The 12,622-nt window shown below is 58.8% G+C and carries 13 protein-coding genes and 1 pseudogene; 5 read left to right on the top strand and 9 right to left on the bottom strand.

The window, feature by feature from the left end; all coding sequences use genetic code 11:
* Together HGP12_RS16710 and HGP12_RS16715 are read right to left on the bottom strand one after the other, a co-directional pair.
* A complete protein-coding gene (locus HGP12_RS16710) occupies nucleotides 1–216 on the bottom strand; it encodes a hypothetical protein (protein ID WP_168879330.1) in 216 nt (71 codons plus the stop codon).
* 6 nt (nucleotides 217–222) lie between these two features.
* Entirely contained in the window at nucleotides 223–936 is a 714-nt protein-coding gene (locus tag HGP12_RS16715) for an SDR family NAD(P)-dependent oxidoreductase (protein WP_246703435.1), read from the bottom strand.
* A 247-nt stretch (nucleotides 937–1,183) separates the two neighbouring features.
* Here HGP12_RS16715 and HGP12_RS16720 point away from each other — a divergent pair, with 247 nt between their 5' ends.
* From HGP12_RS16720 to HGP12_RS16740, 5 genes are all read left to right on the top strand, one after another.
* Nucleotides 1,184–2,512, top strand: coding sequence for a tetratricopeptide repeat protein (locus tag HGP12_RS16720; RefSeq protein ID WP_168879331.1), 1,329 nt, complete (start codon nucleotides 1,184–1,186; stop codon nucleotides 2,510–2,512).
* Nucleotides 2,513–2,540: 28 nt separating this feature from the next.
* Entirely contained in the window at nucleotides 2,541–3,023 is a 483-nt protein-coding gene (locus tag HGP12_RS16725; RefSeq protein ID WP_168879332.1) for a hypothetical protein, read from the top strand.
* Between the two features lie 90 nt (nucleotides 3,024–3,113).
* The gene (locus HGP12_RS16730; protein WP_168879333.1) at nucleotides 3,114–4,742 is read left to right on the top strand and encodes a thiamine pyrophosphate-binding protein; all 1,629 of its coding nucleotides are present in this window, start codon (nucleotides 3,114–3,116) and stop codon (nucleotides 4,740–4,742) included.
* A complete protein-coding gene (locus HGP12_RS16735; RefSeq protein WP_168879334.1) occupies nucleotides 4,714–5,871 on the top strand; it encodes an OpgC domain-containing protein in 1,158 nt (385 codons plus the stop codon). The genes HGP12_RS16730 and HGP12_RS16735 overlap by 29 nt, the downstream gene beginning before the upstream one ends.
* 7 nt (nucleotides 5,872–5,878) lie before the next feature.
* On the top strand, nucleotides 5,879–7,093 hold the full coding sequence (locus tag HGP12_RS16740) for a CaiB/BaiF CoA-transferase family protein (RefSeq protein WP_168879335.1): 1,215 nt from the start codon (nucleotides 5,879–5,881) through the stop codon (nucleotides 7,091–7,093).
* A 168-nt stretch (nucleotides 7,094–7,261) separates the two neighbouring features.
* On the opposite strand, the gene HGP12_RS16745 is transcribed toward HGP12_RS16740, so the two are convergent.
* From HGP12_RS16745 to HGP12_RS16775, 7 genes and pseudogenes are all read right to left on the bottom strand, one after another.
* Entirely contained in the window at nucleotides 7,262–7,873 is a 612-nt protein-coding gene (locus HGP12_RS16745) for a DsbA family protein (protein WP_168879336.1), read from the bottom strand.
* Between the two features lie 36 nt (nucleotides 7,874–7,909).
* Complete coding sequence (dsbD, locus tag HGP12_RS16750; protein WP_168879337.1) at nucleotides 7,910–9,736, bottom strand: protein-disulfide reductase DsbD; 1,827 nt, start codon at nucleotides 9,734–9,736, stop codon at nucleotides 7,910–7,912.
* Nucleotides 9,737–9,807: 71 nt separating this feature from the next.
* On the bottom strand, nucleotides 9,808–10,089 hold the full coding sequence (locus tag HGP12_RS16755; protein ID WP_168879338.1) for a hypothetical protein: 282 nt from the start codon (nucleotides 10,087–10,089) through the stop codon (nucleotides 9,808–9,810).
* Nucleotides 10,086–10,550, bottom strand: coding sequence for a YHS domain-containing (seleno)protein (locus HGP12_RS16760; protein WP_168879339.1), 465 nt, complete (start codon nucleotides 10,548–10,550; stop codon nucleotides 10,086–10,088). Before HGP12_RS16760 ends, HGP12_RS16755 begins: the two co-directional genes overlap by 4 nt.
* A gap of 102 nt (nucleotides 10,551–10,652) precedes the next feature.
* The gene (locus HGP12_RS16765) at nucleotides 10,653–11,198 is read right to left on the bottom strand and encodes a hypothetical protein (protein WP_168879340.1); all 546 of its coding nucleotides are present in this window, start codon (nucleotides 11,196–11,198) and stop codon (nucleotides 10,653–10,655) included.
* Nucleotides 11,199–11,333: 135 nt separating this feature from the next.
* Nucleotides 11,334–12,143, bottom strand: coding sequence for an alpha/beta hydrolase family esterase (locus HGP12_RS16770; RefSeq protein ID WP_168879341.1), 810 nt, complete (start codon nucleotides 12,141–12,143; stop codon nucleotides 11,334–11,336).
* 221 nt (nucleotides 12,144–12,364) lie between these two features.
* Nucleotides 12,365–12,621: pseudogene (locus tag HGP12_RS16775) on the bottom strand (LysR substrate-binding domain-containing protein); the annotation flags it as partial.
* Nucleotide 12,622 lies beyond the last annotated feature (1 nt).

Raw genomic sequence — 12,622 nt, forward strand, 5'->3', positions numbered from 1 at the left:
TTACCGTCCTCCCCTCACGAGGCTCAGCCAACGCCAGATGACGAGCGGCCAAAGGAGAACGAGGCCGGGAATGAGAAGGGGCCTCACCGCATAGGCATCATGAGCGCCCGGATCGACCTTGTCGAAGCCGTAAAGCAGAAACGCAGCAGCGACGACAAGCCCGACCCCGGCCCATAGCGACAGCGCTGCAGCAATCGGATCGGATGAATTGAGCATAGTCCCTCACACGCGTCCCATTGCCGGGATCGCCGCGCCTGTGACGATGCCGCCTGCTGGCGAGACAAGAAAACCAATAAGCTTGGCAATATCGGCCGGTTGAACCCAGGCGTCTGTCTTTGCGTTCGGCATCGCCGCTCGATTTTGTGGCGTGTCGATCGTGCCAGGCAGGATGCAATTTGCGGTGATGCGCCGATCACGGTTTTCCGCGGCGATTGCCTCCGTGAGGCGGATGACGGCACTCTTCGACGCGGCGTACGCTGCCTGGCTGGCACCCGCCTTCAACCCGGGTGCGGCCGCGATGTGGACGATACGGCCGTAACCTGCGTCCTGCATGGGCTTCAGAGCTGCGGCACTGATTGCGTAGGCGGTCCGAGCATTCATCTGGAACATGTGGTCCCATTGGTCGAGGCCCTGCTCCTCGACCGGTCCGGTCTGGAAGCCGCCAACCGTGTTGACGAGCGCATCGAGGCGGCCAAAGGCATCAAGCGTCCGCCGAACAGCGTCCTGACAGGCGGAGAGGTCCGTGAGGTCGATACCCTCAAGGTCCAGGATTTCGCCCTTCTGCCAACTTGCTCGCCTATCTTGATCAAGCAAATGTCGTTCGACAGCTGCCACCTTTGCACCGGTATCAAGGAACTCCGCAACAACCGCGCCGCCGAGATTGCCGGCGGCACCGGTCACCATCACGACAAACTTGTTTCTTGATGCTTCTCCCATTGGCGTGCCCCTTTTCGCTCTACCGATCGGAAATCATAACCGCATTTATACGAACTAGACATTCATTTTGTTACGGATGTTTTAAAATTTTTCCAGCGTCATTGAATCCGAAGGTGATTTGCTGCGGTAGCGAAAAAAGTGTCGGCCGATGTAACGAACCCGGCCCCACCACCGTAAAGGCCCTTGTCGGACCTGAGCTTCTGGTTTTCCCAATCCGAACTGAAAGGCCCTCCTGAAGGAGAATAGCATGAGACGCGATGCATACGACCTTGTAACCAGCACGGACAGCATGGAAGCACAGCGCGCGTTTGAAAGCGCCGTGTTCGGAATTGCGGCGCACAGGCCCAACACCGGTGCGGCACTTCAGGCGACGCTTGCGGCCGATCCGCACCATGTCGCCGGTCATGCGCTGAAGGGATTTGCAAACCTGATCCTAGCCCGCTCCGAACTTACGACGGTTGCCGCTGGTGCCTTGGGCGACGCACGGACCGCGCTGCTGAAGAACAACGGTGGAACGACCGATGAGCGCATCCTGATTGCAGCGCTTGAGGCGGCGGAGGCTGGCCTTTTCGCACAGGCCGCCCGTATTCTGGATGCCGGCTTCGAAGACCGCCCTGCGACCTTCCTTCCTTTCAAGCTCGCCCATGCGCTGCGGTTCATGGTCGGCGATGCTGCCGGTATGCTCGCTGCGAGTGCGCGCGCCGCGCGGCATATCGATACGGCAAGCAATGCGGCAGGGTTTGTCCTTGGCTGCCATGCGTTCTCGCTGGAAGAACACGGGCGCTATGGCGAAGCATTGCGGATCGGCCAACGCGCCGTTGCGCTGCAGCCTGACGATGCCTGGGGATTGCATGCCGTCTCCCACGTCTTCGAGATGAAGGGCGACGCGAAGCAAGGGATCGACTGGCTCGAAGGCAGCCGCAAGAGCTGGTCGCGCTGCAACAATTTCTCGTTTCACATGGCCTGGCATCTTGGCTTGCTACACCTCGAGCGCGGAGACCACGACCGTGTACTGGCACTCTACGACGACGAAGTCCGTCCGCAACAGACAGATGACTTTCGCGATATGGCCAATGCGATTTCCCTCCTATGGCGCCTTGAGCAATCGGGTGTGCATGTCGGGAATCGCTGGGCGGATGTTGCGGAGATTGCCCGCCGGCGCACGAGTGACACGACGCTCATTTTTGCGGCACTTCATAACCTGGCTGCGCTGGTAGCGGTTGGCGACCTCGAGGGCGTCGCCGAACTTGTGGCTCAGATTGACGCCAAGGCGCTCGGCTTCGACGATCAGGCCCATATCGCAGCCGAGATCGGCGTTCCGATGGCGCGCGTGCTGGCCGGTCTCGACGCGCCTGCCGATCAAAGGATGATCGACCGGATGGTCGCCAATCTGCCCAAGATCGGCGGCAGCAATGCCCAGCGTGACTTTTTCGTCCTGGCCCTGGCAAAGGCGGTGGGTGCGGGCGGCGATGGTGCCGCGGTCTATCGAATCGGCCAGATCCGCCAGCGGCTGAAGGCCGACGACCAGCTTTTCAAATCGATCGAACGCTCCGTCGGCATGCGCCTGTCGGCCTGAGATCATCTGTGGAATAAGGAGAACTTCAATGTCCATGATGGGAATGCAGAAGGCGAATGTCTTCCCCGACATCCAACCGACCCTCGCCCGAACAATCGTATTGTCGGGACTTGCCGCCGATATCACCTGGGAGATCTGGGCCCGCATCATCACGCCGCTTTGGGTCGGCGGACCGCTCGAACCCGCTGCACTGGTGCAATCGGTCTTCGGCTTCAACAACCTGCTGCTGGCAGAATTGATTCACGCCGTCGTCGGCATCATCTTATACCCGATCGGCTATCTGTTCATCGCTCGTCCACTGCAGAGATTGATTTTTCCGAGACTGCCGGTGCTTCTGACGGGTATCGGATTCGGTACGGGCCTCTGGGTGTTTGCACTTTATGTGATGGCTCATCTCTTCGCCGGATTGCCTGCATTTCTCGGCTTCATCACGCTGACCTGGGCCTCACTGATCGGCCATATACTGTTCGGCACCGTCGTCGCGTCCGTCGTCCGCCTGACGGAACGTTGACAAGTGTCGCAGAGGAGGCCTGTCCGGTCTTACCATCCACCGGACAGGCCTCTGACCGAAAGCATCCTCCAATCGAAATGGCTGTTTGCAATGTCTGAAACAGAAAACCCCACACGCGTCGCGGATATCGTTGCACTGACACTGCATGGACATCAGGTTCGCCACGCCTTCGGCGTGCCGGGCGGAGAGGTCGTCACTCTGATGGACGCTCTGCAGGCCACCGGCATCGCTTTTAACCTGACACGTCACGAAACATCAGCCGCTATCATGGCAGCCGGTGCCAGCACCATCAGCGGCAATCCCGAACTGCTGGTGACGACCGTCGGTCCCGGACTTGCAAACGCAGTCAACGGCATTGCCGATGCGCTTCAGGAACGTGTTCCGCTGATTGTCATTTCCGGTGTCGTCGATCGCGCCACCCGGGCACGCTATACTCATCAGGTGATCGACCATGCCCAGCTCCTGCGTCCGCTGGTCAAGGCCTCTTTCGAAGTCGAACCTGAAAGCGTTGCTTCCACCGTCGCACGCGCTGTCGCGATCGCAACGGCGGAGCCGATGGGCCCGGTGCATCTGGATCTTTCGCCCTCGGTTGCAGCAATGATCGCTCCGAATGTCTCTGTAGCCATCCCTCCGAAGCGGTTTGCAGCAAGTGCTTCAGTGACGGATCCGGCTGTTCGCGCTCTCTCGGAACGCCTCCGTACGGCCGACCGGCCGTTGATCATCGCTGGCCTGGAGGCGGTACGCAGCAACGCGGGGCCGTCTCTGCAACACCTGGCCGAGACGATTGGAGCGCCCCTCATTACGACCTATAAGGCGAAGGGCATCATTCCCGAAGACCACCCGCTGTCCCTTGGTAGCGCCGGCCTGTCGCCGCTTGCCGACCACGTCCTGCTTCCCTTGTTCGAGAGGGCGGATCTGGTGCTCGCCTTCGGCTATGATCCAATCGAGATGCGGCTCGGCTGGCTCGATTTCGTGGCCGACCAGACGAAGCTCATCGATATTTCCAAAGCCCCCCGCGACCACGGGATGCATCATGCTGGAACGTGGATCTCTGCCGAACCTCGCAGCATATTACAAGCGCTCAATGGTTCGCTGGTGGAGCGCAAAGCCTGGGCCGGCGGTGAACCGGCTGAAGCGAAAGCCGAGCTTGATCGCGTCTTTTCAACCAGGCATGCGTGGGGCCCGCACGCCATTGTCGACCACCTGAATGAAGCGGCGGGGACAGATGGCCTTGTTACGGTCGACAGCGGCGCCCACCGTATTCTGCTCTCGCAAAAATGGCGCGCGGCAACACCGCTCTCCCTCCTGCAGTCGGCCGGGTTCTGCACGATGAACGCGGCTTTACCGCTGGCGATCGGCGCAAAGGTCGCCGACCGTTCGCGGCGGGTGTTTGCGGTCATGGGTGATGGTGGTCTGGAGATGGGTATTGGCGAACTTGCGACCGTTCGGGATCTCGGCCTCCCGCTGGCGATCGTCCTGTTCCAGGATCGCAGCCTCGCACTGATCGCCATGAAACAGGCATCCGCCGGCCTAGCGCCAGCGGGGGTCACCCTCGGTGAGACAGATTTTGCCACCGTAGCGTTTGGGTTCGGTGGCTACGGCGTGAATGTGGAGACGATCTATGACTTCCGTAACGAACTTGAGGCTGCCGGCAGACGCAAGAGCTTCAGCCTCATCGCCTGCAGGTTTGATGCCAGCGCCTATGATGGCGCTTTCTGATGCCACGTCGGCGGTAACGCCAGCCGGACAAAAAGTGAAGCGTCCTCGCGATCCGCGCCTCGACTTCTTTCGTGGCGTCGGCATGCTCATCATCCTGCTTGCGCATATACCGAGTGACGGATGGGCCCTCTGGATTCCCGCCCGCTTCGGTTTCTCCGACGCCACAGAGATGTTCGTCTTCCAGTCGGGCATGGCTTCCGCCATCGCTTTCGGCTCTACCTATGACCGCAACGGCGCGATTGCGCTGATTGCGCGCGTTGCTCAACGCGTATGGCAAATTTTTTGGGCACACATCCTGGTCTTCATCGTGGTCGCAGCCGCCATGGTGGTAGCAGGAACCCGCTATGACGGCGTCACTTATGTCGACAGCCTGAACCTCGTGCCGTTCATGAAGGATCCGGGTCACCTGCTGGTCGGCTTGCTGACGCTGACCTACGTGCCGAACTATTTCGATATCCTGCCGATGTATATCGTCATCCTGGCGCTGATGCCGTTGATGATCTTCAGTTCGATAGCCGGCCGCTATCTGCCGTTTTTTCCGATGACGGCCTTATGGGTTGCTACACAATTCGGCCTGACGCGTCTGCCGGCTGAACCGTGGTCGGATCGGCCATGGTTCTTCAATCCGTTCGGCTGGCAGTTTTTATTCTTCACCGGTTTCTTCTTGATGCGAGGCGTCCTGCCGGCGCCTGGCTATGACCGCCGACTGATGACGCTCGCAATTGCTGTCGTTATCCTGACTGTACCTTTTGCATGGGTTCGCTTCCAGGAACTCCATCCGTTCTTCCAACAGGCAGCCGCACGGATCGCGCCGCTGACCGACAAAACCGACTTCGGCCCGCTGCGCTTCGTCCATTTCATGGCACTGTGTTACATCGCCGTCCATCTGGTCGGCGAGAATGGATCGCGGCTGCGGGGACGGGTCGTCCAGGTCCTGACCGTCGTCGGTCAGCAATCGCTCGCGGTTTTCATCACGGGCATGCTGATCGCTCAGCCGATCGGTATCGCACTGGATCACGCCGGTCGCACGACCGCCGCAGAGGCCGTCGGGAATCTGTTCGGGTTCGCGACCCTGATCGGTACGGCCTATCTCGTCCGCTGGTTCAAGTCCTCTCCCTGGAAATCGTGAGGCATCGATGTCCGATCATCAAAAACCCGCCAGCCTCCAGGGTCTTCGCATCCTCGATCTCTCACGGATCCTCGCCGGTCCGACAGCGACACAGCTTCTCGCCGATCTCGGAGCGGATGTCATCAAGGTCGAGCGGCCGGGCGCCGGCGACGACACGCGTGGCTGGGGTCCGCCTTTTGTCCCGAACGCCGACGGCAGCGACAGTGATCTCAGCGCCTATTTTCTTTCTGCCAACCGCAACAAGCGATCGATCGCCATCGATCTTGCAAGTGAGGACGGGATCTCTCTCGTCAAACGGTTGGCGGCGATATCCGACGTGGTGATCGAAAATTACAAGCCGGGGGACCTCGCCCGCCGCGGCCTCGGCTACCTGGATATCAGCAAGATTAAACCGGATATCGTCTGGTGCGCGATTTCCGGCTTTGGCCAGTCTGGGCCTTATGCCGATCGCACAGGTTATGACTTTCTGATCCAGGCGATGGGCGGGATCATGAGCATCACAGGCGACAGCGATACCAACGGCGGCCGTCCCGTCAAAGTTGGTCTCGGGATCGCCGACGTCATGTGCGGCATGTACGCGACCGTCGGTATTCTTGCCGCCCTGCGTCATCGCGACAGCACTGGCGAAGGGCAATACATAGATCTCGCTCTCTATGACACGCAGGTGGCATGGCTTATCAATGCCGGAACCAACCACCTCGTGTCCGGCAGGGTGCCAGGGCGTATCGGCAACCGGCATCCCAACATTGCACCTTATCAGACGTTTGCTACGGCCGATGGAGAGATTGCCGTGGCCGTCGGGAACGATCAGCAATTCCAGCGTTTTGCCGTAGCGATCGGCAGGCCGGAGCTATCTAACGATTTGCGTTTCCGCCGTAACCGCGACCGGGTTGTCAATATCGATGCGCTTGACGCGTTGATCTCCAGCGCGCTCGCACACGGCACCGCCGACGGATGGGTCGAGAAGATCCTTGCGGCAGAGGTTCCTGCCGGAAAAGTGGCCGATATCGGTCAGGTCCTGAGCGATCCGCACACGCTTGCCCGTGACATGGTCGTCACCATGAGGGCCGATAGGCTCGGTGACGTGAGGCTGCTCGGCAACCCATTGAAAATGTCCGCCACGCCGGTCCAGTTCCGACGACCTCCCCCTCATGTTGACCAGGACCGCCTCGATGTTCTCGCGGAACTCGAGGAGATCGAGGTCCGAGGGGAAAACGAATAGATACGCTGCCTCCACCGGTTCTCGAAGAAGGTAGAGCCCATCTGTGGAGACGGATCTTCCGATGGGCAAAAGCTTGTCAGACGCCAACATTTATGGCGAAGACGCGACTGATGTGGGTGAGATCCTTCCCACTCTCACCAGACCGGCGGTCAAGTGCGAAGCCATTTCCTAGACGGCACGCGCTTGTCGTATGGCTTCAATCAGTTGCTCCTTCCCGAGCACGCCCGAAAAAGTGCTCTTTCCGATCACAAAGGACGGCGTACCGGCAAAATGAAAAGCCAGGGCCTGATTGTAATTGCGGGTAAGGAGATCTGAAATCTTCCTGTCATTGCGCTGCACGGCCTCAGCGATCTCGGAAAGATCAAGACCAGCTGACGTCAGAAGTCTTTTGACGTCATCTTCACTGAGCGATGCGGGCGTTGCCATCAATGCATCCATGGCTTTCCTGTAGGCGCCGATCTCGTTCGCGCCAAGAACCGCCTGCGACGCGAATACGGAAACGTCGCCGAAGACCGGCCAGTCCTTCATGATCAACCTGACATTGCCATCTTCGGCAACGACCGATTCCACGTCTCGATAGCTTTTCTTGCAATAGGGGCATTGATAGTCAAAAAACTCGACGATGGTTACGTCGCCATGGGGGTTGCCAAGAACCGGAGCATCTGGATCGCGGAAAACATCGTCCTGCGTCAACTGTTGGGCAAGGCTCAGCCGAGGAGCCAAAGCAGCAGCAACGACACCCCCGGCGGCGACAGAAAGAAATTGCCTGCGAATGAACATATCGTTTTCCTATTTTTGAATAATGCCGTCTTGGGCCTAGGGATCGGCTCTTGCGGCCAAAGCTGCTTTCAAGACTTCGTCTGCGCCGAACTCACCAATCAACCGTCCGACAGTGTGTCCGCCATCGGCCGGAAAGAAGATCATTGTCGGCGGCCCTACGACGTTCAGTTCGCGCATCAACTCACGCCGTTCAGGACTGATATCGGTCAGATCGACCTTGAATGTCTTCAGCGGCGTCAGCGCATCGGCGACGTCCGGCCTGGAGAAAACATTGCGATCGATCGAGCGGCAGCTCACACACCAATCGGCAGTAAAATAGACGAGGCTCGCCTTGCCAGCCGAACGCGCTGCATTGAGTTGGATGGCGAGCTGCGAGTTCGATGCGAGTGACGACATTTGGGCTTCTGGGTCCGCCCGCGAGGCGGCACGCACGCCGGCGAAGCCATCAAGCGGACGTAGCGGATCGACGGAACCTGCAGCAAAGCCGACAAGCAGCACCACCGCATAGACGGCCGCAAGCAACCCCAGTGACTGCAAGCCCATACGAATTGGGGTCGTGCGGCCTTTCGCGACGTCAAATGCGCCCAAGAAAACAGCGATCGCCATGGTCCAGATAGCCCAGAGAGCAAGAGGTAGCCATTGCGGCAACACGGGTTGCGCCATCCAGATCGAAAAGGCGAAAAACATGAAGCCGAACACATGCTTGACCGAAGTCATCCAAGCGCCAGCTCGCGGCAAAGCCTGAGCGCCAGCTGTTCCGAAAATCACCAGCGGGATGCCCTTGCCGAGACCGAGGGCGAAGAGCGTCGCCGCCCCGAGAACGATATCTCCCGTTCGAGCGACATACAGTAACGCACCCGCGAGCGGCGCTGTCACGCAGGGACCGATGATGAAGGCGGAGGAAAATCCGAGTATCGCGGCCGAACCAACCGAGCCGCCTCGCTTCTTATCAAACCGGCTGAGACCCTTCACCCAGGCCGAAGGCAGTTGGAGTTCGAACATACCGAACATAGACAACGCCAGAAGAGCAAATATGCACGCCACGGCGGCGATCGTTATCGGCGATTGAAGGGCGATCTGCAGGTTCTCTCCCGTCCAGGCAGCCGCCGCGCCAAAAATCGCAAACGCCGAGGCGAGCGCGATTGCATAGCTTGCAGACAGGACGAAACCGCGCTGCGCAGTCAGCCTTTCTCCTTCGCGCGCGAGTGTGGCCGCCAAAATCGGATAAAGCGGGAAAACACACGGGGTAAACGCCAAGAGAAAGCCAAACCCAACGAAAGCGGCAAGGAGAAGCGGGACGCCCCCACGCGACAGGAAACCACCGACGATATCGTCCTCATTTGCCGCAGCCACTGCCGATCTGGCATTCACGGAGGTTGGCGCATCAGTAGCGCTGTCAGCCGTTGTCGGATTGGACCATGCTGATTGTCCGCCCATCGGTGGTGAAAAGACCGGCTGTTCGGAAACCGCAAGCGTTGTCGGATCGATGATGCGCCGAGCTGGAGGATAGCAGAGACCATGCTCCTGGCACCCCTGGTAGGTGACAGTCACGGGCGAGCTCACGGGACCGAGCTCCGCATCGGTGTGATCGAAATAAACCTCAGATGTGCCGAAATTCGGGTCATTCTTTTCCGCTCCGGGCGGAGTTACGAGCGGAACAGAAGCGCCACCTGCGGTCTTGGCTGAGAGATATTGTCGGTAGAGATAATATCCTGGCGGCATCCGCCATAGCAGACGGATCGATCCGGACGACGTGCGATCCACTGAAAACTTGAATGCGTCGTTCATCGCAAGCGGCGTCTCGGCCGCGAGTACCGGGCTGACGGCAAAGATGAATAAGAAGACAAAGGTCGGGAAGCGCATGCTTTGCTCGCAGAACGTGGAAACATTAAAAACGCCAGGCCGCTACGCCACGCGGCGCGACGGCTGGCCAACTAGTCGACCATTGTGCGAAGCAAGCCACCTGCGTCTTCTGGTTCGGCATCCAACAGGTCGGCACGGACCATGACGACCTCCCGCCTGCTCCAGCCCGCAACGGTTGCCCGATCGATCAGGTTGTCAAGATCAGTGACAATCGATCTTTGACAATCGTGAAGTCGGTTCGGATGGTCATGGGAAATACGAGGTGCAGCAATCATGGCTTGGGACCTGAAATTGGTGATGTTCTGCCCGCCCGCGATCGCGGACGAGCGATGCTTGGTGACCGCGTCAGTCATGGAGCAGGCTGGGTCCTTACAGCATCCCAATTGGCATTTGCCTTTTTGATGTAACCGCCAATATCGGACCGCCAAGTCTTTGCGACCTCGTCGTTGTAATTGAGATAGAGCTTGTCATTGACGACGGTGAAAGCTTGCGGCTGGGTGGGCGCCTTGTGCCCCTCGGCGGTCCCGAAGGCACAGTATCCACCATATTGCGGAGCATAGTGTCCCGGGTTCTTTGCAAAGGCATCGCGATGTGCAGCGGACGCGAAATAGAAGGTCGCGCCCTTGTAAGAGGTCGAGAACTCTCGCGCGCCCTTTACCGGCTTATGGTCGGTGAAATATGCGACAACGTCGTAGCCGTTGATGGCAATGCCATCGGTTGTGAAGATTTCATCGGCGAAAGCGATCGACGCCGAAGACAGCGCGAGGACGGCTGCCGCCGCGAGAGGCACGATACGCGGGATGAACAAGGTCATGGTCTTTTCCTCTTAAGTTGACGAACAGCCCCGATACGCAGATGGCCGGAAAGACGTTACAGGTCACAGCCTTCACGATTTTGTGCGTCCCTGTGCAGAAGCTCACTGCGAGCACATCGCAAGCACGACCTGAGCTCGAAGCTGCTGAATTTCCTGATCCTTCGCGGTAGACTCACGCTGCAGCTGATCGAAACGGGCATCGCCTGCCCGCGAAATCTCCCAAAATGTCACGCTGAAGACGACAGGAATGGTGGAGGCCATTTCGGGTTTGCCGGAAGGTTCCTGTCCAGTCGATCCCTCCGCTGATGCGCGCCCCCAGAACTTGAGGGTGCAGTCGCCGTCAACATTGAGGCGAATAAAGGTCTCGACGGTGGCATCCGGTCGGCCGGTGGCATGGCGAAAAGCCGTCGTTCCAATATGAAGCCGCAGTGTCGATGCATCCATGACGTGGGGCAGCATGGCGATGCCCGTCTCGACCTCGAAAACAATTCCAGGGCGGACGCGGGAAAAATAGATAGGAATCTCGCGTTGGGATTGAACCAGGTGAGCGATGCTCGGTGTGATCACTTGCCCCCATGCGGCGGCGCCTTCCCCGAAATGATGTACGATGGCGTGGCCCATGCTGGGACAAACGATAGAATGCATCATGATCAAGTTCCTTTGTAACCTCTAGGCCGAACCTCTCGGTCAGATCTTGCCAAGGCCGAACACCTTGCTGATCATTAGTTCGCAAGATGCCGCCCGGTTGTTACAAGGATCATCAGCTAATTTTCGGAAAGAGGGTCATCGCGGAAAGCCGATCGCCGTCAGACCGGCATCGAGCATGTCGGCAGGTGCCTCGTGGCCGCCGGCATGGATACACATGATGCTGTCGCCCCGGATGCAGCCAGGCACATCGTCGCACTTGATTCCGTCTAGCGTGATCGCCTTTGCATCCTTCACGTCACATTTTGCGCGCGCACGCAGGATAGCCATGCTGTCATAGGCGTTGCCCTGGTGAAAGTTTGCGCCAATGGAGCGCCCGGCAAGCGGAAAGGTCTGATCCGCCGTTCCATGAAAATGGATGATTGGTGGAATGTCCGCGATGCAATCGTCAGCCCTTGGAAGGGGATCCCAGAAAACGCCAGAGAAGGTCACCATCGCGGCAGCTTTATCACCCTGTTGGCATGCCGTGTACCACGCCATCGAAGCGCCTATGGAAAAGCCTCCGACAATCGTTTTATCAGGCGTGAACCCGTAGCGTTGTCGCAGATCGTCGAAGACGCTGGCGATGAATGTCTTTTCATCTCGTCCTGGGCGGGCGCTGTGGGGAAACGCCCAACTGCCATCGATGCCATCCACGGCAATATATGCAAGGTGATGCGACAGCGTCGTATCGACGAGTGGGCGTTGTTGCATCTGCAATTCAGCTGAGCTTTTGTATCCATGGAAAAAGACATAAGCACCGCGAATGTCGCCGTCTTTCGGCAGCTCGATCCGATAGTTCCCATCTAGAACCCGACACGGGGTCGGCCCGCCACAAGCAACTGCGGCGAAAAGATGGAGCGGCAACACCATCAATATCAAAAGGCATAACAAAAGACTTCTGGCCATCGAGACGGTCTCCACTGAATGCAGTGAGATGCGTAGGCGCTCGTTTGATCCAAGACAATTTGCTTGAAGATCAAATTAGCGAGAGGGGTCAGCAGGGACGGCGCTGTTTTCATCTTATTGAGACACTCTGACTTCATACGGAAGTAGCGATGCCACATGAGGTAGGGTCCCATGAGGGCGGACGTATAAGAGCTTCGCACAAGCGGTTTCGCCCGTGACCGTCAGGGTAATTCGGTCAAGGTGTCGAGAAAGGCGCAAACGGCCGGGCTGGATCGGCGGCTTCGGGCCACAGCGCCGTGATGTTGTGTCGATCTACGGCACAGTCCGCGAGCATCGAGACCAACGCTCCACACCTCACCCATACAGCGGCCATAAAGCTCGTCGCCATTCCGATACCCGCGCCCGCAGCAATGGTCGCGAGTACAGCCTCGCTCGCATCGACGACGATGCCGAATGATGGGACGATCTCGATCTCTCTA

Origin of the sequence: Rhizobium sp. P28RR-XV (genome assembly GCF_012641385.1) — a bacterium.
Taxonomy (GTDB): Bacteria; Pseudomonadota; Alphaproteobacteria; order Rhizobiales; family Rhizobiaceae; genus Rhizobium.